This window comes from Micromonospora sp. FIMYZ51 (assembly GCF_038246755.1).
Taxonomy (GTDB): domain Bacteria; phylum Actinomycetota; class Actinomycetes; order Mycobacteriales; family Micromonosporaceae; genus Micromonospora.
This window is the reverse complement of sequence record NZ_CP134706.1, coordinates 4108291-4135073: the sequence shown is the minus strand read 5'-3', so window position 1 is coordinate 4135073 and position 26783 is coordinate 4108291. Positions and strand designations below refer to the sequence as shown.

At 72.5% G+C, this 26783-nt stretch carries 22 protein-coding genes and 1 pseudogene; 13 read left to right on the top strand and 10 right to left on the bottom strand.

From position 1 onward, the window contains the following. Positions 1 to 137 precede the first annotated feature (137 nt). Positions 138 to 1322, bottom strand: coding sequence for a serine hydrolase domain-containing protein (locus tag QQG74_RS18845; RefSeq protein WP_341716081.1), 1185 nt, complete (start codon positions 1320 to 1322; stop codon positions 138 to 140). Positions 1323 to 1470: 148 nt separating this feature from the next. On the opposite strand from QQG74_RS18845, the gene QQG74_RS18840 reads away from it, so the two are divergent. Next, on the top strand, positions 1471 to 1938 hold the full coding sequence (locus QQG74_RS18840) for a hypothetical protein (protein WP_341721281.1): 468 nt from the start codon (positions 1471 to 1473) through the stop codon (positions 1936 to 1938). 153 nt (positions 1939 to 2091) lie between these two features. On the opposite strand, the gene QQG74_RS18835 is transcribed toward QQG74_RS18840, so the two are convergent. After that, entirely contained in the window at positions 2092 to 2664 is a 573-nt protein-coding gene (locus tag QQG74_RS18835; RefSeq protein WP_341716080.1) for a hypothetical protein, read from the bottom strand. Between the two features lie 312 nt (positions 2665 to 2976). On the opposite strand from QQG74_RS18835, the gene QQG74_RS18830 reads away from it, so the two are divergent. Beyond that, positions 2977 to 3837 carry a DUF2726 domain-containing protein gene (locus QQG74_RS18830; RefSeq protein ID WP_341716079.1) on the top strand — a complete coding sequence of 287 codons (861 nt, stop codon included), beginning with the start codon at positions 2977 to 2979 and terminating at the stop codon, positions 3835 to 3837. A gap of 274 nt (positions 3838 to 4111) precedes the next feature. Further along, complete coding sequence (locus QQG74_RS18825) at positions 4112 to 5380, top strand: hypothetical protein (protein ID WP_341716078.1); 1269 nt, start codon at positions 4112 to 4114, stop codon at positions 5378 to 5380. 124 nt (positions 5381 to 5504) lie between these two features. Here the strand turns inward: QQG74_RS18825 and QQG74_RS18820 are convergent, their stop codons facing one another. Then, entirely contained in the window at positions 5505 to 5852 is a 348-nt protein-coding gene (locus QQG74_RS18820; RefSeq protein WP_341716077.1) for an Lsr2 family protein, read from the bottom strand. Positions 5853 to 6117: 265 nt separating this feature from the next. On the opposite strand from QQG74_RS18820, the gene lon reads away from it, so the two are divergent. Continuing rightward, on the top strand, positions 6118 to 8454 hold the full coding sequence (gene lon / locus QQG74_RS18815) for an endopeptidase La (RefSeq protein ID WP_341716076.1): 2337 nt from the start codon (positions 6118 to 6120) through the stop codon (positions 8452 to 8454). 184 nt (positions 8455 to 8638) lie between these two features. On the opposite strand, the gene QQG74_RS18810 is transcribed toward lon, so the two are convergent. Continuing rightward, complete coding sequence (locus tag QQG74_RS18810) at positions 8639 to 10336, bottom strand: DEAD/DEAH box helicase (RefSeq protein WP_341716075.1); 1698 nt, start codon at positions 10334 to 10336, stop codon at positions 8639 to 8641. A gap of 129 nt (positions 10337 to 10465) precedes the next feature. Then, entirely contained in the window at positions 10466 to 11332 is an 867-nt protein-coding gene (locus tag QQG74_RS18805) for a hypothetical protein (RefSeq protein WP_341716074.1), read from the bottom strand. Positions 11333 to 11465: 133 nt separating this feature from the next. Here QQG74_RS18805 and QQG74_RS18800 point away from each other — a divergent pair, with 133 nt between their 5' ends. Together QQG74_RS18800 and QQG74_RS18795 are read left to right on the top strand one after the other, a co-directional pair. Beyond that, on the top strand, positions 11466 to 12653 hold the full coding sequence (locus tag QQG74_RS18800) for a histidine kinase (protein WP_341716073.1): 1188 nt from the start codon (positions 11466 to 11468) through the stop codon (positions 12651 to 12653). After that, on the top strand, positions 12650 to 13255 hold the full coding sequence (locus QQG74_RS18795; RefSeq protein ID WP_341716072.1) for a response regulator transcription factor: 606 nt from the start codon (positions 12650 to 12652) through the stop codon (positions 13253 to 13255). The genes QQG74_RS18800 and QQG74_RS18795 overlap by 4 nt, the downstream gene beginning before the upstream one ends. 45 nt (positions 13256 to 13300) lie before the next feature. On the opposite strand, the gene QQG74_RS18790 is transcribed toward QQG74_RS18795, so the two are convergent. Beyond that, the gene (locus QQG74_RS18790; protein ID WP_341716071.1) at positions 13301 to 14242 is read right to left on the bottom strand and encodes a hypothetical protein; all 942 of its coding nucleotides are present in this window, start codon (positions 14240 to 14242) and stop codon (positions 13301 to 13303) included. A 294-nt stretch (positions 14243 to 14536) separates the two neighbouring features. On the opposite strand from QQG74_RS18790, the gene QQG74_RS18785 reads away from it, so the two are divergent. Genes QQG74_RS18785 through QQG74_RS18775 form a run of 3 tightly spaced genes read left to right on the top strand, consistent with a single transcriptional unit; the run spans position 14537 to position 17990 of the window. Further along, entirely contained in the window at positions 14537 to 15505 is a 969-nt protein-coding gene (locus tag QQG74_RS18785; protein ID WP_341716070.1) for a DUF5715 family protein, read from the top strand. A gap of 2 nt (positions 15506 to 15507) precedes the next feature. Beyond that, entirely contained in the window at positions 15508 to 17118 is a 1611-nt protein-coding gene (locus QQG74_RS18780) for an asparagine synthase-related protein (protein ID WP_341716069.1), read from the top strand. A gap of 53 nt (positions 17119 to 17171) precedes the next feature. Further along, entirely contained in the window at positions 17172 to 17990 is an 819-nt protein-coding gene (locus QQG74_RS18775) for a MerR family transcriptional regulator (protein WP_341716068.1), read from the top strand. A 122-nt stretch (positions 17991 to 18112) separates the two neighbouring features. On the opposite strand, the gene QQG74_RS18770 is transcribed toward QQG74_RS18775, so the two are convergent. The 3 genes and pseudogenes from QQG74_RS18770 to QQG74_RS18760 form a co-directional block, all read right to left on the bottom strand. Then, the gene (locus QQG74_RS18770) at positions 18113 to 19336 is read right to left on the bottom strand and encodes an SLC13 family permease (protein ID WP_341716067.1); all 1224 of its coding nucleotides are present in this window, start codon (positions 19334 to 19336) and stop codon (positions 18113 to 18115) included. Positions 19337 to 19520: 184 nt separating this feature from the next. Next, a complete protein-coding gene (locus QQG74_RS18765; RefSeq protein WP_341716066.1) occupies positions 19521 to 19742 on the bottom strand; it encodes a DUF2188 domain-containing protein in 222 nt (73 codons plus the stop codon). Between the two features lie 85 nt (positions 19743 to 19827). Continuing rightward, positions 19828 to 20013 (bottom strand): annotated as a pseudogene (locus tag QQG74_RS18760) (hypothetical protein); the annotation flags it as partial. A gap of 82 nt (positions 20014 to 20095) precedes the next feature. On the opposite strand from QQG74_RS18760, the gene QQG74_RS18755 reads away from it, so the two are divergent. The 4 genes from QQG74_RS18755 (at position 20096) to QQG74_RS18740 (ending at position 25504) form a co-directional block, all read left to right on the top strand. Next, on the top strand, positions 20096 to 21424 hold the full coding sequence (locus QQG74_RS18755; protein ID WP_341716065.1) for a histidine kinase: 1329 nt from the start codon (positions 20096 to 20098) through the stop codon (positions 21422 to 21424). After that, positions 21421 to 22101, top strand: a complete 681-nt coding sequence (locus QQG74_RS18750) for a response regulator transcription factor (RefSeq protein ID WP_341716064.1) — start codon at positions 21421 to 21423, stop codon at positions 22099 to 22101. Before QQG74_RS18755 ends, QQG74_RS18750 begins: the two co-directional genes overlap by 4 nt. Before the next feature lie 131 nt (positions 22102 to 22232). Continuing rightward, positions 22233 to 23030 (top strand): ABC transporter ATP-binding protein, encoded by a 798-nt coding sequence (locus QQG74_RS18745; protein ID WP_341716063.1) that lies wholly within the window; start codon positions 22233 to 22235, stop codon positions 23028 to 23030. A 2-nt stretch (positions 23031 to 23032) separates the two neighbouring features. Beyond that, the gene (locus QQG74_RS18740; RefSeq protein WP_341721280.1) at positions 23033 to 25504 is read left to right on the top strand and encodes an FtsX-like permease family protein; all 2472 of its coding nucleotides are present in this window, start codon (positions 23033 to 23035) and stop codon (positions 25502 to 25504) included. Here the strand turns inward: QQG74_RS18740 and QQG74_RS18735 are convergent. Further along, positions 25501 to 26763 (bottom strand): nucleotide sugar dehydrogenase, encoded by a 1263-nt coding sequence (locus tag QQG74_RS18735; RefSeq protein WP_341716062.1) that lies wholly within the window; start codon positions 26761 to 26763, stop codon positions 25501 to 25503. The genes QQG74_RS18740 and QQG74_RS18735 overlap by 4 nt on opposite strands. Between the last annotated feature and the right edge of the window lie 20 nt (positions 26764 to 26783).

The following is a 26783-nucleotide window of genomic DNA, read 5'->3' as shown; positions in this document are numbered from 1 at the left end:
GTACGTCGTTACCCGGTCAGCGCAATCCTGCCGGATGCTACGGCAGGAACCGTCGCCGCCCGCCCGTCACCTGGCAACGGCCTCGCCAGACCGGTCGCTTCGTGCGCGGCGGCCCCCGTCCAGCGGCGGGCAGCGCGCTACGGCACGGAACTGGCGACGCAGGCCCGGAGGGCCTGGATGAGTTCGGCGGCCCGCCGGTCCGGTTCCGGGCTGACGTGCAGCCGGTTCATCACGTAGCCGAAGGCGATTGCGCTGTCCGGATCGGCGTAGCCGAGCGAGCCGCCGTGTCCACCGTGACCGAAGGCGGTCGGGCTCCACCAGGGCACGCCGGCCGGCGGGAGGCCGAAACCGAGGGCGGGTCGGGTCGGCAGGTGCAGCACGCGGTCGAGGCCGTCGGCCTGCTCGGCGGTGGCGACGGCGAGCGTCGCCGGGTCGAGGATCCGGTGGCCGTCGACGGTCCCGACGAGTGCGGCGTAGAAGCGGGCGAGTGCGTGCGCCGTGCAACTGCCGTTGACCGCCGGTATCTGGGCGGTCTGTAGGTCGGCGCGGTTGAGGTCGACCGGTTCGGTGGCGGGGGAGAGCGCGCGTACGGGCAGCGCGGCCGGGTCGTGGTAAAGGGCCAGGGTGTCCCGCAGTTCCGGGGGCATCGCGTCGAGTTCGGCGGCGGTCGGCGGCGCGGCCGGGGGCGGTTCGACGATCCGGCTCACCCGGTGCAGTTCGGATTCCGGCAGCCCGATCCAGAAGTCCAGACCCAGCGGAGCGGCGATCTCCTCGGCGAAGTAGTCGCCGAGGCTGCGCCCGGACACCCGGCGGACGACCTCGCCCACCAGCCAGCCGTAGGTGAAGGCGTGATAGCCGTGCGCGCTGCCCGGCGTCCAGATCGGCGCCTGGCCGGCAAGCGTGGTCACCACCGGTTCCCACGACCGGATGTCGGCGAGCGTCACGGGTGCGTCGAGGGCGGGCAGGCCCGCCTGGTGCGAGAGCAACCAGCGCACCGGAATCCGCTCCTTGCCCGCCGCGGCGAACTCCGGCCAGTAGGCGGCGACCGGCGCGTCGAGGTCGAGTTGTCCGCGCTGGGCCAGCAGATGGGCGCAGGCGGCGGTGGCACCCTTCGTGGTCGAGTAGACCACCTGGAGGGTGTCCTGCTGCCACGGGCGGCCGGTTCTGGGGTCCGCCGATCCGGCCCAGAGGTCGAGCACCGGTCGCCCGTGGCGGTACACGCAGACCGCCGCGCCCACCTCCCCGTGCGTGACGAAGTTCTGTGCGAACGCCTCCCGTACGACCTCGTATCCGGGTGCCACCATGCCGTGGATCTCCGTCACTTGCCACACCTCCGTCACTGCGTGCCTGCGGCACTGCCGTGCCTGCGTCTCGTCGGATGATCGGCAGGCTAGCCGGACCGATTCCGTCAGGCAACCTGGATGTATTTTGTCAGGATGTCCTGACGGAGCTATCCTGCTCGGCATGGAGATCCAGTTCGACGAACTGCCGGGGCACGCCGGCTCGGTGGTCGTTCGGCTGCCGGACGGCTCGCTGGTGGCGGCGGAGGACAGTGCCGGCGTGGCGGTCGCCGTACGGGCGCGGTGTTCGTGCGGCTGGAACGGGTCCGGTGAGCATCCGCCCGGCGAGACGGGCCGGATGTCGGCGACCTCGGACTGGGTCGCCCACATGAAGCCCTACTGGGCCGCCGCGCCGCCCGCCTGGCTGGTGCAGCGCTCCGACGGGCTGCGCGACAGCGTCGCCGAACTCGCCACCACCTGGCCGTTGCAGGCGCTTGGCGTACTCGCCCACGTCGAGCGCTGGCAGCAGGCCCTCCTCGGGCAGGCGGTCGCCGAGGCGAGGACGGCGGGTCGGTCGTGGGCCGAGATCGGCGCCGCGCTCGGCGTCAGCAAACAGTCCGCCCACGAACGCTTCAGCAGCCCTTCCAGAAAGCCCTGACCCACCCCACGAGCCGCCGATCTTGCCGTCCGGTCGCGGCGCTCCGGGCGTACGCCCATGTCGCCGACCGGACGTGCGGGGTGGGGCGGGGGTACGCATGAAGCGGCGGGCGTCACCTGTGGTGACGCCCGCCGCGCGGGGAGGGTGTTCGGGTCAGCGGAGCCAGCCGAAGCGCTTGACGATCGGCAGCCGCGCCCAGGTGCGGCCAAGGCCCCAGGTGTCGCCCGCGTTGGTCACCGCGATCAGGGCGAGCACTGCGGCGTACACCAGGTGGTCGTCCATGAAGGGGTTGTTCGCGGGCGGTAGGACGGCCGTCCACATCAGCACCAGCATCAGGCCACCGGCTGCGGCGGCGACGCGCACCCCGATGCCGAGCATCAGCGCGGTACCGATGGCCGCCAGACCGATCATGAACAGCCAGTCGGCCCAGGCGGCGCCGGCGATGCCGTTGTAGAAGCCCTGGAACGGGCCGGCCGTGCCGAAGGTCAGGAAACCCTTGGTCGGGCTGCCCCCGTTGATCCAGGCGTTCTTCGCCTCGGTGGCGAACCCCAGGCCGAAGAGCTTGTCCAGGAAGGCCCAGAGGAAGATCCACCCGAGCGCCAGGCGTAGCCCGCCGAGCAGGTAGCGGGCGGCCCGCGTCCCGGCGGCCCGCTCTCGGATGGTCTCGGCCGCCCGGGTGTTGGTGGCGGCGGTGTTCCGCTCCATCATCGCGGTCATGGTCTCCACGTCCCTTCGCTGCTTCGCACCGCTGTCCCGGTGGCATCTCTATTTGACGCCCCCCGGGGCGGGTGCCGGCAGGGCCGACCGGGCCGGGACCGGGCGGGACCTTCGACCCCTCTGGTCCGGGACCCTCCGGTCGGTGATCCGGTCGACCTGCGACGTGGCCACGTCGCCCCACGCGGCCCGCGCGAGCCGTGATCACCGGTTGGGCGGGGCCGCTGCGGTCAGGTGGTGATCCGGCGGCCACCGCGCGAGCCGGCAGACATGATCGTCATCCTAGACTCGGACGGTCGGCGGCAGGATTGGGTGGAAACGACGATGACCAGTGGTGACGATTCCTGGCTGTCGATGGTTCCGGTCGGGGCCGGCCGTGGTACGGCGTTGACCCGTGGGGGACGACGAGTGCTCGGCGGGCTACGCCTGGCCGACCTGGTCCGGCGCCGCCCGACCGGGCTCACCGGACATCAGTGGAACCTGGCCAGTCGCAGTGTGCTCGATTTCGTGATCTGCGCCGAGGAGACCGGCCATCCGGAGTTCGCCGTCGAGTTCCGGCCCCCGCCCGCCGACCCGGCCGCCCGCCGAGCCGAGCGGGTCATGGCGGCGGTCGCCGCCGCCGTCGGCCTGCCGGTGCTCCGGATCGTCTCGCCCACGCTGCGCGCCGCCGAGCACGGGCCGGCCATCGTCTCGTACGTGCTCGACGCCCGCCGGTACGCCGACGGCGCGACCGGGTCGGATGTCCCGGCGGTCGGGTTCCGCGACATCGTGGGTCGGCTGCCCGACGGGCGGACCGGCGCGGTCAACGATCTCGGCGCGCTCGCCCGGACCGAGGCGGTCGAGGCGTACGTGGCGCGGCGGCTGGCGGACCCGATCCTGCGTGGGCTGCACGTCCGGTGGCTGGACGGTCCGGCAGAGGGCTGGAGTTGGGTGGAGGTACGTCCCGGCGAGTGCCTGGTGGAACGGGTTTCGGTGCACACCCACCGGCTCGCCTGCGGCATCGAAGCGGACCGGCTCGCCGAGGACCTCGCCGCCCTCGCGGTCGGCGACCGGATCCGGCGGTCGGATCTCGGCGGCTCGCCGCTGGTTGGTCGCGAGGAACTCCGCGACGACATCCGACGGCTGCGCGACCGCCGCGACGAACTGGCGGACGGTTTCGCGTACGACCACCTCTGTCAGGACTGACCCTCGGCCGCCGGGTTTCGCGTGCCGCACCCGGCCGGGCCGAAAAAAAAGTCACGTTCCCTTGAACCCCCGCCGCACGCGCTCCGTACCTCACCGCGAATGGACAGGATCTCGCCAACCCGCACCGGCAGGCGCGGGAGACGGTGCGGAAAGGGCATCGTCGGAAGTCGACGTGCCACCGGTCCGCTCGGATGTCCGCCGAGCGTGCCACCACGATTCCGTTCGGTCCGTCGAGTCACGAATCAGGTACCGGATCGAGAAGGAGAGCAATTCGATGCGCAGGTCCCCCCGGTCGCGCCGGCCATCCGGTAACGCGCGGACCAAACGACTTCTGGCAGTCGGTGCCACGCTTGCCGTTTTCGGCGGCGTGGTCGCCGTGACCCAGATCTCGTCGGCCGGTGACCGACGGCCGAACAAGCAGACCCGGCCGGTTTCGGCCGAATGTGTGGCGCCGAGCCCGGGTGCCACCGCGCCGACCGCTCGTGGTGCCACCACCACCCGTACCTTCCAGAACGGTCGTTGGGTGACCAACCACTGGGGTGACGGGCAGCAGACCATCGAAGAGTGTCAGGAGACCCGCAACGGCACCGGGGGTGCGACCACCGGCGCCGTGGCCGTGGCCTGCCCGGACGTGGTGAGCCGGCTGCCGCAGGTGCCGGACCGGGCCCGCGCCGAAGTGGACCGCAACCTGGGCCAGCTACAGACTCAGATCACCGAGGCTGACCAGCGCCTCGCCGCCGAGGGCAACAAGGGCCAGGCGTTCATCAACAACACCATCCTCGGCCCGCTGGCCAGCAAGCGTCGGGCGACCCTGGACCGGATCACCATCGCCATCGACCGGTTCGGTCCGCGCCCGCGCGGCCTGGCCAACCTCGCCGCCTGCCAGGTTCAGCCGGTCAACAACAACAACGGCGGCAACAACGGCGGCAACAACGGCGGCAACAACGGCGGCGGCAACAACAACGGTGGCGGGGAGAACCCCAACAACGGCAACAACGGCCTTGATGTGCTCGCCAACAACTGCGAGAACAGCCGGCTTCAGCCGCACGACGGCTTCCAGAACGGTAACCGTTGCATCAGCACCGCCTTCGGCGAGGTCGGCGCCGCGCCCAACAACCCCTCGCTGCTGATCACCGAGTTCCCGGAGCAGGTCAACCGCAACGAGGGCTTCACCCTCCGGGTGAGCACCCGCAACCTGATCCGGGACCGGTTCCTGCCGGCCGGTCAGGGTGGCTACTACCTGGAGAGCTCGCTGCTCACCGATGAGGGGTTGACCCGCGGTCACTTCCACACCGCCTGCCGGATGCTGAACAACACGAACGAGGCGCCCGCGCCGGAGCCGGTGCCGGCCTTCTTCGTCGCCACCGAGGACGGTGGTGGTGGCAGCCAGCCGGACAGCGTGGTCATCCAGATCCCGGGGCTGCCGGAGTCGGGTACCGCACAGTGCGCGGTCTGGGCCGGTGACGGTTCGCACCGCATCCCGATGTCGGAGCGGGCCAACCAGACCCCCGCCTTCGACGCGGTGCGGATCAACGTCAACTGACGCGGTGAACTGAACTGACGCGAGAAGCCTTGGGGCCGTCCGGAATCTACTCCGGACGGCCCCACTGCATGTTTGCCGAGCACTGTTCGCCGGCCCCCGGCGATGCCGGCCGCAGGCGGTGTGTTCAGCGGTTCTTGTACGCCTCGACCACCTCGACCGGGATGCGACCCCGCTCGGAAATCTTGTAGCCGTTGCTGACCGCCCATTCCCGGATGGCGCGGTTCTGCTCGCGGTTCATTCCCGGCGTGGCCGGACCCGTGGTGCGGCGAGGGTTACGGGCGGTGTCGACACCGCCACGGCCGAGCCGGCGTCCGGCATTGATAAACGGATCCAGCGACTTACGCAGGACGCCCGCGTTCTCGTCGGAGACGTCAATGGTGTACGCCACGCCGTCCAGGCTGAACTCGACCGTGCGGTCGGCCTTTCCGCCGTCGAGGTCGTCGGTAAGCACCGTGATTACTTTTCGCGCCATCGCCGATTACTCCTTGTGTTCGGGGGGTGTGGATCAAATTTTGACTCATCGCCCGGCAATTGCGCAAGAAAAGCTATGTGTTGCCGCCTGCGTTTTGCGTGACATCGAAATCCCGATTCCCGGTCGTGGTCGGCCGGGGTGCTGATGTCGGGCCCGGGGTGTGCGGCGCGGAGCCACGTGGTGTCCTGGGTCACAACGAGGAACATCGGTGCCTCGTCGCGACTTGAGCCATACACGCTCAACTCAATGCGATAGTAGGTGTTCGATGGCAACCCTTCCGGTACTTCCACTGACCGACGCCGTGCTGCTGCCCGGCATGGTCATCCCGGTGACCCTCGACCCGACCACCCAGGCCGCGGTCGACGCGGCCCGCGCCACCGGCGACCACAAGCTGCTCGCCGTGCCCCGCCTCGACGGCGAGTACGGCTCCGTCGGCGCGATCGCCACCATCGAGAAGGTCGGCCGGCTGCCAAGCGGTGAGCCGGCGGCGGTGATCCGCGGCCTGGCCCGCGCCCGGATCGGCACCGGCGTGCCCGGCCCCGGCGCGGCCCTCTGGGTCGAGGCGACCGAGCTCGACGAACCCGCCCCGGCCGGCAAGGCCCGGGAACTCGGCCGCGAATACCGCGCCCTGGTGACCTCCGTCCTCCAGCAGCGGGGCGCGTGGCAGGTCATCGACGCGGTGGAGCGGATGACCGACCTTTCCGAGCTGGCCGACTCGGCCGGCTACGCGCCCTGGCTCAGCCTGGCGCAGAAGACCGAACTGCTGGCCGCGCCGGACGTCACGACCCGGCTGGAACTGCTCGTCGGCTGGGTCAAGGACCACCTGGCCGAGCAGGAGGTCACCGAACAGATCAACTCCGACGTACGCGAGGGGCTGGAGAAGTCGCAGCGGGAGTTCCTGCTGCGTCAGCAGCTCGCCGCGATCCGTAAGGAACTCGGCGAGGACGCCCCGGACGGCTCCGCCGACTACCGCACCCGGGTCGAGGCCGCCGACCTGCCCGAGAAGGTACGCGAGGCGGCCCTGCGCGAGGTCGGCAAGCTGGAACGGGCCAGCGACGCCTCGCCGGAGGCGGGCTGGATCCGTACCTGGCTGGACACGGTGCTGGAAATGCCGTGGAGCACGCGTACCGAGGACAACACCGACCTGGCCGCGGCGCGGGCCGTGCTCGACGCCGACCACGCCGGACTGTCCGATGTGAAGGACCGCATCCTGGAGTACCTCGCGGTGCGCAACCGGCGGGCCGCGCGTGACCTCGGCGTGGTCGGCGGTCGCGGCTCCGGAGCGGTGCTCGCCCTGGCCGGCCCGCCCGGGGTGGGCAAGACCAGCCTCGGCGAGTCCGTCGCCCGGGCACTCGGCCGCAAGTTCGTCCGGCTCTCCCTCGGCGGCATCCGGGACGAGGCCGAGATCCGGGGTCACCGCCGCACCTACGTGGGCGCGCTGCCCGGCCGGATCGTCCGGGCGCTGCGCGAGGCCGGCTCGATGAACCCGGTCGTGCTGCTCGACGAGGTCGACAAGCTCTCCGTCGGGTACGCGGGCGACCCCGCCGCCGCGCTGCTGGAGGTGCTCGACCCGGCGCAGAACCACACCTTCCGCGACCACTACCTGGAGGTCGACCTCGACCTCTCCGACGTGCTCTTCCTGGCCACCGCCAACGTGGTGGAGACCATCCCCGGCCCGCTGCTGGACCGGATGGAACTGGTCACCCTGGACGGCTACACCGAGGACGAGAAGGTCGCCATCGCCCGCGACCACCTGCTGCCCCGGCAGCGGGCACGCGGCGGGTTGACCGCCGACGAGGTCGAGGTGGACGAGTCGGCCCTCGGCCGGATCGCGGGGGAGTACACCCGGGAGGCCGGCGTACGGCAGCTGGAACGCGCCCTCGCGAAGATCATGCGGAAGGTCGCGGTGGCGCTCACCGACGATCCGACGCCGGTCCGGGTCGGCGCCGACGACCTGGTCCGTTACCTCGGCCGGCCGAAGCACACGCCGGAATCGGCGGAGCGTACCGCGGTGCCGGGCGTGGCCACCGGCCTGGCGGTCACCGGTGCCGGCGGCGACGTGCTGTTCATCGAGGCGACCAGCATGGCGGGCGAGCCGGGGCTGACCCTCACCGGTCAGCTCGGCGACGTGATGAAGGAGTCGGCGCACATCGCCCTCTCCTACCTGCGGGCCAACGGCCGTCGGCTCGGTCTGGACCCGAACGCCCTGGCCGGGCGGCGGATCCACCTGCACGTGCCGGCCGGTGCGGTGCCCAAGGACGGTCCCAGCGCCGGCATCACCATGGTCACCGCCCTGGCCTCGCTGGCCAGCGGTCGCCCGGTACGCCCCGAATTCGGGATGACCGGCGAGGTGACGCTCTCCGGCCGGGTGCTGCCCATCGGCGGGGTGAAGCAGAAGCTGCTCGCCGCGCACCGGGCCGGCCTGACCGAGGTGGTCATCCCGGCCCGTAACGAGCCGGACCTCGACGACCTGCCCACCGAGGTACGCGAGGCGCTGACCGTGCACACCCTGGCCGATGTCGCCGACGTACTCGCCCTGGCGCTCCGCCCGGCCGAGCTCGACCCGGCGGCGCTTGGCGGCGAACACCTCACCGCCGCCTGAGATGTAAGGAAGGGGCCCTTGTTAACGCATTACGCATAGCAGGGGCCCCCTATTAACAAGAACCGTGCGAACCGGTGCCACCGTTCAGGCGGCACCGGTTCGCCGCACCTCGCCCGGAGTGGGGGTGAGAAGGGTTCCCTTCTATACCTGAGGCGTTAATAAGGGGCCCTTCCTTGCACCGGGGTCAGGTGCGGGTGTCGCGGTCGCGGCGGACGGTGGCGCGCCGGCCCTTGATGGTGCTGCCGCGCAGCCCAGCGATCACCTCTTCGGCGAGCGCGTTGGGCACCTCCACCAGCGAGAAGCGGTCGGCGATCTCGATCGAGCCGATCTCGCGCCCGCTCACATTGGTCTCTCCGGTGATGGCACCGACCAGATCCTGCGGCCGGACACCGGCGCGCCGGCCCAGCCCCACGAAGACCTGCGTCATGCCTCCGGCGCGGGGGCGTCCGCTCCGACGTTCGCCCCGTCCCTCGTACTCGGGGCGGACCGGCCGGGACGGGCGGACCGCGACCTGCGGGATCTCCTCTTCGGCATCGTCGGAGCCGGGCAGGCTCGCCTCGTGCGCCAGCTTCACCGCGGCCAGCGCCACCTCCATCAGGTCGAACTCGTCGCTGAGCGTCTCGACGATCACCCGGAACGGCTCCAGGTCGTCCTCGAGCAGGCTCTCCCGCAGCGCGGCCTGGGTCAGTTCCAGTCGGCGGGTACGCAGATCGGCCACGGTGGGGATCTTGTCGATCGTGATCCGTTGCCCGGTGACCCGTTCGATGGTCTTGAGCATCCGGTGCTCCCGGGGCTCGGCCAGGGTGATCGCCACCCCCTCCCGGCCAGCCCGGCCCACCCGGCCGATGCGGTGCACGTACGACTCCGGGGCGGACGGCACGTCGTAGTTGACCACGTGGCTGAGCTGCTCGACGTCCAGTCCACGAGCGGCGACGTCGGTGGCGACCAGCAGGTCGGCGGTGCCGGCGCGCAGCCGGCCCATCACCCGGTCCCGCTGCTCCTGACTCATCCCGCCGTGCAGCGCCTCGGCCCGGTAGCCGCGCCCGTTCATCGTCTCGGTGAGCCGGTCGACCTCCTCCCGGCTGCGGCAGAACACGATCGCCGCGGTCGGCGACTCCACGTCCAACACCCGGCCCAGCGCGGCCGGCTTGTGCGCCCGGGCCACCAGGTACGCGCTCTGCCGCACCCGGGGAGCCTCGCCGGCCACGGGTTGCTCGCGGGCGATCAGGATGCGTACCGGGTCGGTCAGGTGCGCCCGGGCCATCCCGTCGATGCGGGCCGGCATGGTCGCCGAGAAGAGCACCGTCTGCCGCTGTTGCGGGGCGTGTTCCAGGATCGCCTCGATGTCCTCGGCGAAGCCCATGTCGAGCATCTCGTCGGCCTCGTCCAGCACCACCGTGCCGACGGCGCCCAGACGCAGCGTGCCCCGGGCGATGTGGTCGAGTGCCCGGCCCGGGGTGGCGATCACCACGTCGACCCCGGCGTCCAGGGCGCGCAGCTGCCGGCCGATCGGCTGCCCGCCGTAGATCGGCAGTACCCGGGTGCCCAGGTCCTTGCCGTAGCGGTGGAACGCCTCGGAGACCTGCACCGCCAGCTCGCGCGTCGGCACCAGCACCAGCGCGATGGGGTTGCCGTCCGGCCGATCCTCCGGCATCCGTTGCAGCACCGGCAGCGCGAACGCGGCCGTTTTGCCCGTGCCCGTCGCCGCCTGCCCGAGCAGGTCCCGGCCGGCCAGCAGTGGCGGGATGGCTTCCCGCTGGATCGGCGTCGGCTCCTCGTAGCCGAGCGCGGCGAGCGCGGCGAGCAGCTCGGGCCGCAGGCCGAGGTCCGCGAAGAGGGACGGGTCGGTGTTGGGGTCCGGGGGTACGGGCGTGGAACTCATGGGTCAAGCCTTTCATCACGCCCACGAGTGCGCTGCGGCGACCACCGGAACGTGTGGGCGAGACCGCCACCGGCGGCCGGTGGCCGGTGGCCCGGCGGGACCGTCATTGACGGTCCCGGCCGGTCCGGGTCAGGTGGCGAGCAACGCCAGGATGATGGTGATCCCCAGTACGGCGTCGATGACTCCGCACCACTCGCTGTAGGCGCGCGGCACCACCCGGTTGGTGCGGTGGTGCAACCAGTCCCAGCCGGCGTGGGCCAGCCAGCCGAGAGCCACCAGCCACTGTCCCACGGCGCCACCGAGCAGTGCGGCGAGCAGGGCCAGGGTTCCCCATCCGGCCAGACCGGCGAGCTGGAGCCGCAGGTTGCCGGCCTCGTGCCACTGCCGGCGTACGGTGCCGATGACCAGGTAGCCGGCCGGCAGGATCAGCAGCGTGTACGCGCCGAGCGGGGCCGCTGAGGTCCAGTTGTCGGCGGTCATCAGCAGCGCCAGTCCGGCTGGCCAGCGCTGCACCAGCGCCCGCGCCAGCGGGTGTCGCGGGGCCGGGCGGGCGGTCGGGTGGTGGGCGTACTCGGCGCGTCGGCGCAGCAGCGCCGCCGCCATCGCCGGCACCATCAGCAGGTGTGTGCCGGCCAGCAGGGTGCCCGCGTCGAGCAGCCCGATCCGGTACGCGACGAGCAGCAGCCCGACCGGCGCGTACATGGCCAGCACCATCTCGCCGATCGCGGCGGCGGAGTGCCCCCGGTACGCCATCCAGAGCGTCATGCCGACGCTCATGTCGGTGGCCATCAGCAGCGCACCGACGCCGGGTGCGGCCGGGGCCAGCCCGAGCGCCGCGCCCAGGGCGGCCCGCGCCGGACCGAGCAGCAGCATGCCGGCCACCATGGCCAGCACCATCTCCAGCAGGTGCCGTAGCAGTGGCCGGGGCCGGAGGCGTCGCGTCAGCCCGGAGCGGTGCCCGGGAATCGTCGGGGCACAGGAGGTCAGCTCTGTCATGCCATCGAGCGTCGTGGCGTACCGGTGTGGGAACCAGCCGTCGGGTGTCACCGGTGCTCCGGGCGCGATGCCCGGCCGGACCGGGCGATCCGCTGCTTCCGTCGGTGCGGCGGCCCGCCCTACCCTGGCGAGCGTGCTGCTGGCCCGCGCTACCCCGACGAGCATGGCGCCGGACGCGGTACCGCCGGTGGGCGGGCGGACGCTGTTGCGCGCCCGGACGGCGACGCTGGTCTCGCTCGCCTCCGGGATGGCCGCCACCCTGCTGCTGCCGGGCATCGGGCTGGCCCGGGAACCGGTCGCCTGGCGGGTGGCGGCTGGCGCGCTCGGGCTCGCCGCGTTCTCGCTGGTGCTCGCGGTCGCGCTGAGCACCGCGGTCAGCGCCGGGCCGGCCGAGCGGCTGCGTCGTCGGCTGCGGTTCGGGTATGCCGCCGTGGCGCTGCTCAGCGTGCCGCTGCTCGCACCGGTCGCGGCGGGTACCTGGCCCACCTGGGCCTGGCTGGGCGTGGCCGTGATCGGCGGCGTTCCGCTGCTGGGCCCGTTTCGCCTGGTGCTGCCGGTGGCGCTGGTCACGGTGGCGGTGTCCGGCGCGGTGGCCGCCGTCACCGGAGCGTCGATCGGCCGGTCGTTGCTGGTCACCGGCGTGGTCGGTCCGGGCGTCGCCGCGATCAACGGCTTCCAGGTGTGGTTCTGGCGGCTGCTCGTGCAGGCGGAGCAGGGCCGGGCGGCCCAGGCCCGGCTGGTCGCCGCGCAGGAGCGGCTGCGTTTCGCCGGGGACGTGCACGACCTGCTCGGGCACCATCTGACCGTGATCGCCCTGAAGGCCGAACTGGCGGCCCGGTTGGCTCCCGACGACCCGGCCCGCGCTGGCCGGGAGGCTGGTGAGGCGCAGCGGCTGGCGGCCACCGCGTTGACCGAGTTACGTCGGGCGGTGCACGGCTACCGCCGGGTCGACCTCGCCGAGCAGCTCACCGCCATGCGGGAGGTGCTGCGTTCCTCCGGCGTACGGTGCACGGTCGTGGCGCCGGCGGCGGACCTGCCGGCGGAGGCGGCGACCCAGCTCGCGGCGGTGCTGCGCGAGGCGGGCACGAACGTGTTGCGGCACAGCCGGGCCGGCTGGTGCCGAATCGAGATCGCTCAGGAGGACGACGTGGCCCGGATGACCGTGACCAACGACGGGGTGACCGCCCCGGCGGAACCGGATCGGCACAGCCACGGCCTGCGCGGGTTGGCGGATCGTCTCGCCTCGACCGGCGGGCGGCTGCGGACCCGTTGCGTCGACGGTGTTTTCACCCTTGAGGCGACCGTACCGACCGCCGCATGATCCGGGTCCTGCTCGCCGACGACGAGGAGCTGATCCGCACCGCCCTGGCGGCCCTGCTCGATCTGGAGGACGACCTGACGGTCGTCGCGCAGGCGGCCGACGGCGAGGCGGCGGTCACCGCCGCCCTGGCGTACCGGCCGGACGTGGCAGTGGTCGACCTGGCCATGCCCCGGCGGGACGGGTTTCAGGTCGCCGCCGAACTCGCCCGGGCGCTGCCGGCCTGCGCGGTGGTCATCCTCACCGGTCAGGGGCGTCCGCCGCACCTGGCCCGCGCGTTGACCGCCGGCGCCCGGGGTTTCCTGCCCAAGGGTGCGCCGGGCGGCGCGCTTGCCGACGTCATCCGCCGGGTGCACGCCGGCGGCCGGTACGTCGACCCGGCGCTCGCGGCGGACGCCCTTACCATCCCGCCGTGCCCGCTGACCCCCCGTGAGCTGGAGACGCTGCGAGCGGCCGAGGACGGGTCACCGGTCGCCGTGATCGCCCGCCGGGCTCACCTGTCCGCCGGCACGGTCCGCAACTATCTGGCCATCGCCGTGCAGAAGCTGGGCGTCGACAATCGCGCCGAGGCGGTCCGCGTCGCGCGGGAGAACGGCTGGCTGTGAAGCGGGCGGGCGGGACCCGGCTCGGCGCGCCCGGCCCGGTCGGCCTCAGTCGCAGTGGGCGATCATCGGCCTGGTCAGGTCATCGAAGCCGTCGCCCCAGGGCAGCTGGCCGACCACCGTGCCGTCCTCGTCGATCGCGATGGGCTCGACGGTCAGGCCGGAAACCGTGGGCAGTACGGCGAGCATCGCGCCGTCCTGCCAGACGGTCGTGCCGGTGCCGGTGCCGAGCACCTGCCCGGCCGAGTTGACGTCGACGGCCGCCGCGTCGGCAATGACGCGCACCAGGTGACCGTCGGTGGCGTTCCATTCGAGCAGGTCCGGGCCGCTGCTACCGACGATCGTGTCGCCGCTGATGGCGAGCGGGAACACGTCGGCGGTGGGGGATGGGCTGGCCAGCGTGGTCCAGGTGCCGTCCGGGTGTCGGACCAGGCCGGCCCGGGGACGGGTCGAATCGATCACCGCCCACGCGATGATGGTGCCGTCGGCGGCGATCCCGGTCGGCTCCGCGTACCCGGCGAACGGGCCGGTGAGCAGCTCGTAGGTCCCGGGTGCGGCGGCTGGCCAGCGGATCAGCCGGCCGTAGTTCAGGGTGCCCAGGATGTCTCCGTTGGCGGAGACGTCGGTGGCCGTGCCGGACGTGCCGGCCGGCACCGGCAGCGGTTCCCAGGTGCCGGCGACCCAACGACCCGGGCCGCGGGTGAACAGACCGGTCGCCTTGTCGCCGACGACGACGTCCCCGTGCACGTCGCGGGGCGTGATTCCGGCGCCGAGCACCTCGACGGTGGAGCCCTGCCAGCGGATCGCGTTGCCGACATCGTCCGTGCCGACGTAGCTGCCCTGCCCGTCGGAGGCCTGCACCTTGGCCCAGCGTGCGCCGGTGGGCAGCGGCAGGTTGGTCCAGGCGCAGTCGGCATCGGCCCTGGCGGGCGCGGCCCAGGTCAGGGCAAGCCCGATCGCGACGCAGGTGAGCGTGGCGATGCGACGCATCCGTATCATTCGTCCCCCATCCCGAGTGATCGTGATCGAACTCTATGGCATCGATGTGACATCCGTGGCCCCCCGCGTACCGCGCCTCGGCGGCTCGACGGGTCGGGCGGCAGGCGGGTACAGACCGGTCGGGGGCTTCGCGTCCGGATGACGGTCGTTCGAGGGGTCCAGGCGGGTCCTGACCTCTTCCGGGGAATACGGGAGGATTGTTCGGACTTCTCCCGCTGCGCGTGATTACGGTGTCGCAAAGGGTGACATACGCCGTGATGTCGCGACCGGAGAGAGGACCCGACCATGCGTGTGCCCAGCCGTAGCCCCAGACAGCAGCCGGGCCCACCGGTCCCGTACGCGGCACCGGTCCGCCGCCGTGCGCAGGCCGGACGGCCACAGCCGACCGCCACCGTCGTGCCGGACCTGGACGCGTACCGCGATGCCGTGGCCGACCTGCTTGTCGAAGTGAACGCGCTGGCCGGGGCGGGCAGTACCAAGGCCCGTCAGGTGCTGATCGACCAGCGACTGCGGGAACCGGCGATCGCCGCGGTGCTCGACGCCACCGCGCAGGGGTTGGTCGGTGCCCGGGAGACCCTGCTGCTGGAGATGGCCCGGTACCAGCCGAACGCGCGTAGTTCGGCCGGCGACCTCACCGCGCTGGTCCGCATCTACCTGCTGTCCCGCATCGACGTCATGTGGTGGCGGGACGCGGCGACCTTCCTCACCGACGTCGACGTGCAGCACAGCCCCGAACTGGTCGACCTGGAGTGGTTGCGACGCCGGGGCCTGCTGCGCTTCCGCTACACCGAGCAGCCCCGCACGATCGTCGGTCGGGGCGTACGGGCGCTGCGGCGTCGGGTGCTGCCGGACGCCACGCCGCGTACCGCCGGTCTGCTCTTGCGCCGCGCCCGCCGCGAGGTGATCGCCCTGCTCAACGACGTCGGCCGCGAGTTCGCCGCCGTCGCACCGGCGGGCACCCCACCGCTCTGGGTGACAAGCCTGGTCCGCAGCGCCGAGCACCAGCACCGGCTGCGGCGCCTCGGGTACGCCGCGATGGTGCCCAGCGGGCACTGCCTGGGCTGGGCGGTGGACGTGGAGATGGCCTGGTACCGCCGCTTCGGTGCCCGGGACGCCCTGGCCGAGTTGCTGCTCGACCGACAGCGGGCCGGTGAACTCAACGTGGTCGACGAGGGCCAGGCCTGGCACATCTGCCTCGCCCCGGCCGCCACCCTGCGGCTGCGCCGGGCGTACGAAGCCGAGATGGGGAGCTGAGCATGTGCGGCATCGTGCTCACCCTCGGCCCGGAGGCCGACCCGGCGATCTTCCGGCGGATGCTCGGCACCCTCGCCCCGCGCGGCGAGGTCACCGAGACGCGGTACGAGACCGGCCTGCTCGCCGGCACCCGGCGGCTGCGGGTGGTGGACCGGGACCGGGCGGTGCAGCCCTGGGTCTCGGCCGACGAGCGCTTACTGCTCTGCTACAACGGCGAGGTCTTCAACCACCACGAGTTGCGCGCCGAACTGAGCGGGCTCGGCCACCGGTTCCGCAGCGCCAGCGACACCGAGGTGGTGCTCGCCGCCTTCGAGCAGTGGGGCGAGCAGATGGTGGGCCGGCTGCGTGGCGAGTACGCCTTCGCCGTGGTGGAACGGGCCACCGGGCGGGCGTACCTGGTGCGGGATCCGCTCGGGGTCAAGCCGCTGTACTGGTCGCGGACCCCGGGGTGCCTGCACCTCGCCAGCGAGGTCAAGGCGCTGGTCCGCCTCGGTGCGCCGGTGGTCGAGGTGCCGCCGGGACACCATGGCTGGGTCGACGCCGATCGGCAGGTCCAGCTGCGCCCGTACGTCGATCTGCTCTCCCTCGGCGCGAACGCGCCGCTGGTGACCGATCCGGACGAGGCCGCCCGACTCGTCCGCACCACCCTGACCGACAGCATCCGGATCCGGTTGGACACCGACCTCACCGTGGGCGTGGTGCTCTCCGGCGGGCTGGACAGCTCGCTGGCGCTGCTGCACGCGGCCCAGTTGCATCCGGACTGCGTCGCGGTCACGGTCGGGGTGCCGGAAAGCCCCGACGTGGCGTACGCCCGGCGGCTGGCCCGGGAACTCGGCGTGCCGCACGAGGTGATCGAGCTGCGTCCGCGCGACATCCGGCTGCCCGAGATCCGGGAGGCGATCCGGATCTCCGAGTTGACCGAGTACGGCGACATCATCAACGCGGTGGTGTCGGTGCCGATCTTCCGCCGGCTGGCCGAGCTGGGCGTCAAGGTGGCGCTCACCGGTGACGGCTCGGACGAGCTGTTCGGCGGTTACCCGATGTACCACGAGGTCGGGCCGGAGGCGTCCCGGCGGCTCTTCCTGCACAGGATCCGCAACCTCGGTCGTACGGAGTTGCAGCGGGTCGACCGGACCAGCATGGGCTTCGGCGTGGAGACCCGGGTGCCCTTCCTCGACCTGGCGCTGGTCGAGCTGGCGATGCGGCTGCCGATCGACATGAAGATGCGTGACGGCCAGGAGAAGTGGATCGTCCGCCGCGCCTTCGCCGACCTGCTGCCCGACTACATCCGGCGGCGGCCGAAGAACCCGATGTCGTACTCCTCGGGTCTGCACGAGCGGGCCCGGCTCTACAAGCCGCTCTTCGCCCGGCTACACCGCTCGTTCGGATACCACCTGTTGGAGCCGGTGCGCCGCGACTTCGACAGCGTGCTGATGCGCTGCGACAACGACCTGGACGCGGCGATCGCCGCCGGTCGGGCCCGTCCGGACTACACGGTGCTGGAGCACGCCCGTGACCTGGTCGGCGCGGCCCGGTGGAACGCCGCCCCGATGGTGCGTCGGCTCGTCTCCCCGCGCCGCAACCGAGGTGACGAGGCACCCCTGCCCGGCTGACGGTGGCCCGGGGTTGACTCTGACACCGTGTCAGCGTCGACCGTGGAGGGGCCATGTTCACTATCGGAGACTTCGCCAACCTGGGCCGGGTGTCGGTACGGATGCTGCGGCACTACGACAGCCTCGGGCTGCTCCGCCCGGCCGCCGTCGACCCGCACAGCGGCTACCGCTACTACACGGCTGCCCAACTGGGTCGGCTGAATCGGGTGATCGCTCTCAAGGAGCTGGGGCTGACCCTCAGCCAGGTGCGGGCGATCCTCGACGAGGCGGTCGACAGCACCGAGTTGCGCGGCATGCTGCGGCTGCGCAGAGCACAGTTGGAGGCGCAGATGGCGGCGGACACCGCCCGCCTGGCCGGCGTCGAGGCGAGGCTCCACATGATCGAGACGGAGGGTCGGATGACCAGCCAGGATGTCGTCATCAAGGAAATCTCCCCGATCCGGGTCGCGGCGCTGTCCGCGGTCGCGGCCAGCTACGACGGGGCGGACATCGCGCCCGCGTTGACCCCGCTCTACCCGGAGCTGTTCCGTCGGCTGGCGGACGCTGACATCCGCCCCGCCGGGCCGGCACTTGCCTGGTACGACCCGGCCGACGACGGTGAGGCTGTGGTGGTGCACGCCGCGGTGGGGATCGACGTCGACCCGCCGGGCCACGAGGTGACAGTTGTGGAACTGCCGGCGATCACCGCGGCGACGACGATCCATCACGGCTCGATGGTCACGGCCGACCAGAGTTTGCAGGTGCTGGCCCGGTGGATCGAGGAGAACGGCTGGCGGGCGGACGGCTTTGCCCGCGAGTTCTACCTGGAGTACTGCGCGGACCAGCCCGACAAGGGCGTCACCGAGCTGCAACTGCCGGTGCGTCGGGCCTGACGCCGCTGGCCGCCCGGCACGGGGCGGGCGGCCGGTGGTGGTGGTGCCGGTGCCGGGCGGTCGGGTGTCGATGCGGTCAGGCGGAGCCGGCGCGGCCGGTGCTGGTGCCGGTCGGCGTCGGCTCAGCGGGTGAGCAGCAGGGCACCGGCGGCGGCGAGGGTGCCGAGCACCGCCACGGCGGCGCTGGTGACGAGGAACCGGAGCATCGGCACCTTGACCCGGGCGGCCCGGCACCGCTCCAGCCACAACAGCGTCGCCAATGACGCCCAGGGCAGCGCGAGCGGCCCGACGTTGGTGCCGACCAGCAGGGCGAGCAGCCGTTGCCGGTCGCCGGGTGGCAGCGCCGCCTCGCCGGCCAGATAGGCGGGCAGGTTGTTCACCAGATTGGCCAGCAGCGCGCCGGTACCGCCCGCGCGTAGCGCGCCAAGCACCCCGCCGTCGGGTCCGGCGAGCCAGGCCACCAGCTCGTTGAGCCCGTGTTGGCCGATCGTCTGGACGACCAGGAACAGTCCGGTGACGAAGAGCAGCAGCCGCCAGGGCAGCAGCGCCGGGCGCAGCGTACCGGGGGAGCGGATCGCGAAGCCGGCCACCAGCAGACCGGCCGCGACCGCCGAGGCGAGGCCGACCGGTACGCCGGTCAGGATCGCGCCGACGAAGAGCAGGCAGCCACCGAGCGCGGTCCGGTACAGCACCGGGTCGGCCGGCCGGTGCACCTGCGGTGCCGGGAACCGGCCACCGGCCGGCCGGTCGCGGCGCCACCAGCAGCACCAGAGCAGCACGGTGGTGACCGCGAGGACGGCCAGCTGGGGCAGCCACATGATTTCCGCGTACGCCAGCGGGTCGAGCCCGATGCGGTCGGCGGCCAGCAGGTTGGTCAGGTTGGAGACCGGCAGCAGCAGGCTCGCCGTGTTCGCCAGCCAGACGGTGGTGACCGCCAGCGGCGCGACGGCGGTGCGCAGGGTGACCGCCAGCGCGAGCAGCACCGGGGTGAGCAGCACCGCAGTGGTGTCCAGGTTGAGCGCGATCGTGGTGAGGGCGGCGAGGCCGACGCAGAGTGCGAAGAGGGCGGGCCAGCTACCCCGGGCCACGACGGCCATCCGGGTGGCGAGCACGTCGAAGAGGCCGGCTGCGGCGGCCAGTTCGGCGAGCACCACCACGGTGCCGAGGAAGAGCAGCAGCGGCAGGATCCGCCCGAGGGTGGCGGCGGCGTCGGGTCGGGGCAGTGCTCCGGTGGCGACGCAGCCGATCCCGGCCACCGCGAGCGCGACGGCGATCGCGTCGAGTGGGTGGAACCGGCGCCAGGCCGGTCGGTTCGGGGCGGGCGGGGCATCCCCGGTGCAGGTCACGGCCGGTCATCCTGACATGCCGGGCGTACGGCACGGGTTCCGCCGTCACCAGGGGTGACGGCCGGCACGGTCACCGGGAAGGGCCCGTCGGCGCCGATGGGGCCGGTGTGGGGTGGGCATGGCGACGGCCTGCCGGCAGCACCTGAGGGGGATGGTGCCGACAGGCCGTCGCCGGTGCGGCCGACTAGCCGGCCGGCGGGTACGGATCGTCCCGGTAGGTGTACTCGGTCTCGATCCGCCCGTCGGCGGTGTGCACCACGAGCTGGCTGGGCTCGTTGCCGTGCGCCACCTCGCGGCCGACCTCGACCGCGCGCTGCTTGGTGTCGTACGTGCCGACGACGGTGCTGCCCTGTTCGACCTTCCAGCCGCCACCGTCCGGCACCACGTGGTACTCGTTGCGCGTCATCGTCACCCCTTTCTCGTCGGCGGGGGAGGTACCCCGGTTGGCAGCGACGAAACTCGATCGGGCGGCGGTGCCGTGCGGGGGACGGCTACCAGTTCAGGTAGCTGGGCTGGGTCTGCACGTTCAACTCGCGGTACTGGACCAGCTTGGCCGTCCAGCCCGGCCAGTCGTTGAGTTCGAGCACGTCGAGTTCCTTCTGGATGTCCGAGGAGTAGCTGTGCCCGTGGTAGTGGTGGGCCGACCAGGAGCCGCCGCCGACGACGAGCCGCTCGGCCGCTGTCGAATGTTAAGCGGGGCCCCCTGCTATACCGCAGGCGTTAACAGGGGGCCCTTCCTTACACCTACGCTGGGTGACGATGAATGCTCGGATTTTCCGCCGGTCGCTACCCACCGTCGTCTTCGACGTCGCGGTCGCCGGCGTGGTGATACTGCTCGGGGTGGCGCCGGCGGCCATCCAGCCGGGCGGCTGGTGGTCCGCCGCGATCGGCGTGGCGATGGCGGTGGCCCTGCTGTTCCGGCGGGTCCGGCCGGTGGCGGTGACCGTCGCGGTGGCCGTGCTCGCCTTCGTCCAGGTCGCTCTGGGCTGGGCGCCGATGCCGTACGACGTGGCGGTGCTCATCGCCCTCTACAGCGTGGTCAAGTACGCCGACCGGCTGCGCGACGGGGTGCTGGCCGGGATCGTCGCCATGATCGGAGTGGTCTTCGCCGCGGTGCAGACCCCGTCACAGGTCGCCTGGTACTTCACTGCCATCTACTTCGGCCTGGTGACCGGGGCGGTCTGGTTGGTGGCGTTGAACGTGCGCACCCGCCGGCTGTACGTGCTCAGCCTGGAGGAGCGGGCCGCGACCCTGGAACGGGAGCGGGAGGCCGAGGCGCGGGCGGCGGTGGCCGAGGAGCGCACCCGGATCGCCCGGGAACTGCACGACGTGGTGGCACACAGCATGGCCGTCATGATCGTTCAGGCGGACGGGGCCCGCTACATGATCGACCAGAGTCCGGAGACGGCCCGCAACGCGGTGAAGGTGGTGGCGGACACCGGCCGGCAGGCCCTGGAGGACATGCGTCGGCTGGTGGGCGTACTGCGGGATCCGAGCCCGCCGGATCCGGCCGCCGACCGGTGGCCTGGGCCGGCGCCGGCCCGCGCCACGGCGGGCCCGGCGGAAGGGGCGCAGCTGGACCCGGCGGATGGGGCGCAGCTGGACCCGGCGGATGGGGCGCAGCTGGACCCGGCGGATGGGGCGCCGCCGGGCGAGCCCGGTCATCGGCGTCCCGCGGTGGCCGAACTGCCCGCCCTGCTGGACCGGTTCCGCGCTGCCGGGCTGCGGGTCGGGTACACGGTGACCGGCGCGCCGACCCCGCTGCCCACCGCGCTGGACCTGACCGTGTACCGGCTGGTCCAGGAGGCGCTGACCAACGCGCTCAAGCACGCCGGGGTCGGTGCCGACGTGGCGGTGACCCTGGTGCACGGTGCCGACGCCGTCGAGTTGCGGGTGGTCGACGACGGCGGCGGCAGCGGGCCGGTGGCCCCGGCACCGCCCGGCGGCCACGGTCTGATCGGCATGCGCGAGCGGGTCTCGATGTACGGCGGCAGCCTCGCCGCCGGTCCCCGGCTGGCCGGCGGCTGGCAGGTGCAGGCGCGGCTGCCGCTACCCTCGTCCTCCGCAACGGAGGTGATCGCGGCATGACGCGGGTGGTGATCGTGGACGACCAGGCGCTGATCCGCGCCGGGTTCCGGATGGTGCTTGACTCCCAGCCCGACCTGGAGGTGGTCGGCGAGGCGATCGACGGCGCGGACGCGCTGCGGGTGCTGGACCGGGTCGAGGCCGACGTGGTGGTGATGGACATCCGGATGCCGACAATGGATGGCGTGGAGGCCACCCGGCGGCTCTGCGCCGACCGGCCGGCCGGGCCGCCGCGGGTGCTGGTGCTGACCACCTTCGACACCGAGGCCGACGCGTTCGCCGCGCTGCGCGCCGGGGCGAGCGGTTTCCTGCTCAAGAACGTGCCACCGGAGGAACTGCTGGCCGCGATCCGGGTCGTCGCGCGGGGCGACTCGGTGGTGGCCCCGTCGATCACCCGACGGCTGCTCGACCGGTTCGCCGGTCAGCTCGGCGCCGGCCCCGCCGAGGATCCCCGGCTGGCCCAGCTCACCGAACGGGAACGGGAGATCCTGCTGCTGGTCGCCGAGGGCCTGTCGAACACCGAGATCGCCGGCCGGGTGCACGTCGCCGAGGCGACGGTGAAGACGCACGTCGGCCGGATCCTGGCCAAACTGAATCTGCGCGACCGGGTGCAGGCGGTGGTGCTGGCGTACGAGACGGGCCTGGTCACCCCGGGCGTCCAGGATCGGCGTACGACCTGAGGCGGACGAGCGCACCCGGTCGGGACTACCTGGGGTGGACAGCCCTCGAGCGGGTGGGTTGATCTCGATGGACCGCTGCTCTCCATAGCGTCGGAAGGGTCCGCGAAGCACTTTCCGTACGGGAGCAGCACGTGTCCCACGCACCACCCGCCCACGTCACCGCCAGCGTCGCCGTCACCACCCGGGGACTGCGCAAGCAGTACGGCGTCGGTCCGGCCGGCGTCGTCGCCCTCGACGGCGTCGATGTCGACTTCGCCGCCGGCCGGTTCACCGCCATCATGGGCCCCTCCGGCTCCGGCAAGTCGACGCTGATGCACTGCCTGGCCGGTCTGGACCGGCCCACCGCCGGCACGGTCCGGGTCGGCGACACCGAGTTGGGCCGCCTCGACGACCGGCGGCTCACCCTGTTGCGCCGGGACCGGATCGGCTTCGTGTTCCAGAAATTCAATTTGCTTCCCGCGCTCAGTGCCGAGGAGAACATCGTGCTGCCGCTGGCCATCGCCGGCCGGCGGCCCGAGCCGGCCTGGCTGCGCCAGGTGGTCGCCGCGGTCGGGCTCGGTGACCGGTTGCGGCACCGCCCGGCCGAACTCTCCGGCGGTCAGCAACAGCGGGTCGCGGTGGCCCGGGCCCTGATCACCAAGCCGTGGGTGATCTTCGCCGACGAGCCGACCGGCAACCTGGACTCCCGCTCCGGGGCCGCCCTGCTCGGGCTGCTGCGCGAGGCGGTCGACACCCTCGGGCAGACCGTGGTGATGGTGACCCACGACCCGGTCGCCGCCGCCTACGCCGACCGGGCGGTCTTCCTCGCCGACGGCCGGCTGGTCCGGGACCTGAGCGAGCCGACCGCCGAGCGGATCCTCGACGTGCTCGGCCAGCTGGACTCCACTGCGGCGGCCGGTCCGGTCGCCGCGCCGGCAAGGGGGCGGTGAGCATGCTCCGGGTGACCCTGCGTTCGGTGCGCGCCGAGGCGCTGCGCATGCTGATGTCCGCCCTCGCCGTCGTGCTCGGGGTGGCCTTCATCGCCGGCACACTGATCTTCGTCGACGGGATGCGGGCCGGCACCTACGACCGGGCGGCCACCTTCGACCGGCACACCGACGTCGGCGTCTACGCCGACCAGGAACCGCTACCGGGGGCACTTATCGACCGGGTGCGCACGGTCGACGGGGTACGCGCCGCCGAGGGCGAGCTGACCGGCACCGCCGGGGTGGTGGGCTCGGACGGCCGGCCGGTGCTCGGCTTCGGGTTCCTCGCCGCGGTGCCCACCGATCCGGCCCTCCAGTCGTACGACCTGGTGACCGGGCGGCTGCCGGCCAGGTCCGGCGAGGTGGTGCTCGACGAACAGACAGTCGCCGAGCAGGGCTTCGACCTCGGCACACCGGTCCGGATCGGCGGCGCCAGCGGTGCGGCCCGGCCGTACACCCTGGTCGGCACGGTCGACGTGGCAAACACCACGCGGGACATCGGCGGACCGTTCATCGGCCTGGTCGGCACCGACGCGCTCGCCGTCAGCGGCGAGGAGGGCTACGGCCGGATCATGGTGGCGGCCGAACCGGGGGTCTCCGACCAGGCGCTCGCCGAGCGGATCACCGCGGCCGTCGGGACTGGTCCGACGGTACGGACCCGGCAGGCGATCCTGGACGAGGCCGTCACCGACGCGGTGCGCGACGTCGACCAGTTCAACCTGGTCCTGCTCACCTTCGCCGGGGTGGCGGTGGTGGTGGCCGGGTTCGTCATCGCGAACACGTTCACCATCGTGCTCGCCCAGCGTTCCCGCCGGACCGCGCTGCTGCGCCTGGTCGGCGCCACCCGGGGACAGGTGTTCCGGGCCACCGTGCTGGAGGCGGGACTGGTCGGCCTGGTCGCCTCCGGGCTCGGCGTGGTGCTCGGCGCCGGGCTGGCGGCCGGCCTGACGGCGCTGATGGCGTGGCTGGCCGTCCCGCTGAACGGCGAGCTGACGATCACCGCCGGCACGGTGCTTGGCTGTCTCGTCGCCGGCACGGTGCTCACCGTCGGCGCGGCCCTCGTACCGGCCTGGCACGGCACCCGGGTCGCTCCGGTGGCGGCGCTTACCGACGCGGCCGTGCAGGTCACCCGGCCCGCCGGCCGGGTGCGCCTGGCCTTCGGCGCGGTGCTCCTGGCGGCCGGTGTCGCGGCCCTGGCCGGCGCGGCCCGGGCCGGGCAGATCCCGCTGGTCGCCCTCGGCGGGATCCTGACCTTCCTCGGCATCGTCCTGTTCGGGCCGGTCCTGGTGCCGGCGCTGGTCCGGGTGTTCGGCGCGCCCGCCCGTCGGATCTTCGGGGTGACCGCCACCCTCGCCGTGGCCAACGCGGTGCGCAATCCACGGCGGGTGGCCGCCACCGCCACCGCCCTGGTGATCGGCATCGGCCTGGTCGCCTCCTTCGTGGTGGGCGCGCAGAGCACCAAGACGGCCATCGAGCGCAGCGTGGACGCCCAGGTGGGCGTGGACTTCCTGGTCACCGGGATCGGCGTCGACCTGCCCGCTGGCGTGGTCGACGCGCTGGCCACCCGACCCGAACTGGGCGTGGTGCACGAGACCCGTACGCAGACCGTCGACGAGGTGGTGTTCCGCGCCGCCGACCCGGCCCTGGTGGACCGGCGGCTCGACGGCGTACTGGCCGGCCGTACCGACCGGCTCGGGCCGGGCCGGGTACTTGTGCACCGGGAACTGGCGGCGCGGCGCGGTTTGTCGGTCGGGGACCGCATCGTGCTGCGCGGTGAGCGGTTCGAGGTGGCGGCGGTGGTGACCGGCGCGGAAGGAGAGATCTATTCGGCACCGACCGGGCACCTGGTCGACCTGGTCGCCGCCGACTTCAGCCGGCTCTTCCCGCAGGTGCGGGGCTACCTGGCGGAGATCGATCCGGCCGCCGGGGTGTCGGCCGACTCGGCTCGGGCCGCGATCGAGGAGGTCCTGGTCGACTACCCGACGGTCAACCTGCTGGACCAGGGGGCGTACAAGCGGATGCTCACCGGCACGGTGGACATGCTGCTGGCCTTCGTGGTCGCGCTGCTCGGTCTGGCCGTGGTGATCGCGCTGGTCGGCGTGGCGAACACGCTGAGCCTGTCGGTGGTGGAACGGACCAGGGAGAACGCGGTGCTGCGGGCGGTCGGGCTGACCGCGGGACGGCTGCGCGCCATGCTCGCCACCGAGGCGGTGCTCACCGCGCTTGTCGGTGCGGTGCTCGGGGTCGCCCTGGGCACCGCTGTCGCCGCCGGGGCGATGGCGCTGCTGGCCCGCCTGGGTGGGCAGTTCGTCCTGGTGGTGCCCTGGGGGCAGCTCGGTGGCATCCTCGCCGTGGCGGTGCTGGCGGCCCTGGCCGCGTCGGTGCTGCCGGCCCGGCGGGCGCTGGCCGTGCCGGTGGTGGCGGCGCTCGCGGACTAGAGACGTTCGACGGTGGGGCCGGTGCAGCGGTTGCGGGTGTCGAGGACGTAGCGGGCGTGCCGGCCCACCAGGTCGTAGTCGAAGGCGTCGTGGTCGGTCACCACCACCACGGCGTCTGCCGCGCGTACCTCGTGCTCGGTCAGGTCGACCGTCAACACCCCGTCGGGCAGGTGGTGCGGCTCGGCGTACGGCTCGACCGCCCGGACCTCGCCGCCCAGCTCCCGCAGCCGGCGGGCCACCTCGACGGCGGGCGAGTCGCGCATGTCGGCGGTGTTGCGCTTGTAGGTCAGGCCGAGCAGCAACAGCCGGGCGCCGCTGACCGACCGGCCGGACCGGTTCAGCCCCGCCATCACCCGCTGCGCCACATGCTCGGGCATTTCGTGATTGACGTCGTTGGCCAGCTCGATGAACCGGAACTGCCGGCCCAGGCGGCGTTTCACCTGCCAGGACAGGTAGCAGGGGTCGATCGGCAGGCAGTGGCCACCGACCCCCGGGCCGGGCCGGAACGGCATGAAGCCGAACGGCTTGGTCTCCGCCGCGTCGATCGCCTGCCACACATCGATGCCCAGCTGGTGCGAGAGCATGGTCAACTCGTTGACCAGGGCGATGTTGACCTGGCGGAAGGTGTTCTCGATCAGCTTGGTCAGCTCGGCCACCCGGGTGGAGTCCACCGGTACCGTCTGCTCCACCAGCCGGCGGTAGAAGCCGTCGACCCGGGCCAGGGCGGCGGCGTCCACGCCGGAGACCACCTTCGGGGTGTTCTCCAGCCGCCAGGTCCGGTTGCCGGGGTCGATCCGCTCCGGACTGTAGCCGAGGTGGAAGTCGCCGGGGCTGCGCAGCCCACTTGCCGACTCCAGCAGCGGACGCAGCAACTCCTCCGTGGTGCCCGGGTAGGTGGTCGACTCCAGGATCACCGTGCAGCCCGGCCGCAGGTACGGCCCGATGCCGGCCCCCGCCTGCTCGACGAAGCTCAGGTCCGGCGTGCCGTCGCGCAGCGGCGTGGGCACGGTGATCACGCAGATGTCGAAGCCCTCGGCGTCGGCGTACTCGCTGCTCGGGCGGTAGCGGCCACTGCCCAGCGCCCGGCCGAGCCGATCGGCCGGAATGTCCGCCACGAACGACTCACCCGAGGCGAGCCGCTTGACCCGGTTGGTGTCGACGTCGAGGCCGACCACGTCCAGGCCGGCTTCGGCGGCCCGTACCGCGAGCGGCAGGCCGACGTAACCCTGGCCGATGACGACCAACTTCTCCACACTCACCGGGACTCCCGAACAAGTCG

What these genes read in the sequence shown, in the direction of transcription:
- QQG74_RS18780 (WP_341716069.1), top strand. Translation starts at nt 15,508, where the DNA reads ATGTGCGGCATCGTGCTCACCCTCGGCCCGGAGGCCGACCCGGCGATC.
- lon (WP_341716076.1), top strand. Translation starts at nt 6,118, where the DNA reads ATGGCAACCCTTCCGGTACTTCCACTGACCGACGCCGTGCTGCTGCCC.
- QQG74_RS18820 (WP_341716077.1), bottom strand. Translation starts at nt 5,852, where the DNA reads ATGGCGCGAAAAGTAATCACGGTGCTTACCGACGACCTCGACGGCGGA.
- QQG74_RS18740 (WP_341721280.1), top strand. Translation starts at nt 23,033, where the DNA reads ATGCTCCGGGTGACCCTGCGTTCGGTGCGCGCCGAGGCGCTGCGCATG.
- QQG74_RS18825 (WP_341716078.1), top strand. Translation starts at nt 4,112, where the DNA reads ATGCGCAGGTCCCCCCGGTCGCGCCGGCCATCCGGTAACGCGCGGACC.
- QQG74_RS18810 (WP_341716075.1), bottom strand. Translation starts at nt 10,336, where the DNA reads ATGAGTTCCACGCCCGTACCCCCGGACCCCAACACCGACCCGTCCCTC.
- QQG74_RS18775 (WP_341716068.1), top strand. Translation starts at nt 17,172, where the DNA reads ATGTTCACTATCGGAGACTTCGCCAACCTGGGCCGGGTGTCGGTACGG.
- QQG74_RS18750 (WP_341716064.1), top strand. Translation starts at nt 21,421, where the DNA reads ATGACGCGGGTGGTGATCGTGGACGACCAGGCGCTGATCCGCGCCGGG.
- QQG74_RS18805 (WP_341716074.1), bottom strand. Translation starts at nt 11,332, where the DNA reads ATGACAGAGCTGACCTCCTGTGCCCCGACGATTCCCGGGCACCGCTCC.
- QQG74_RS18755 (WP_341716065.1), top strand. Translation starts at nt 20,096, where the DNA reads ATGAATGCTCGGATTTTCCGCCGGTCGCTACCCACCGTCGTCTTCGAC.
- QQG74_RS18795 (WP_341716072.1), top strand. Translation starts at nt 12,650, where the DNA reads ATGATCCGGGTCCTGCTCGCCGACGACGAGGAGCTGATCCGCACCGCC.
- QQG74_RS18785 (WP_341716070.1), top strand. Translation starts at nt 14,537, where the DNA reads ATGCGTGTGCCCAGCCGTAGCCCCAGACAGCAGCCGGGCCCACCGGTC.
- QQG74_RS18830 (WP_341716079.1), top strand. Translation starts at nt 2,977, where the DNA reads ATGACCAGTGGTGACGATTCCTGGCTGTCGATGGTTCCGGTCGGGGCC.
- QQG74_RS18765 (WP_341716066.1), bottom strand. Translation starts at nt 19,742, where the DNA reads ATGACGCGCAACGAGTACCACGTGGTGCCGGACGGTGGCGGCTGGAAG.
- QQG74_RS18790 (WP_341716071.1), bottom strand. Translation starts at nt 14,242, where the DNA reads ATGCGTCGCATCGCCACGCTCACCTGCGTCGCGATCGGGCTTGCCCTG.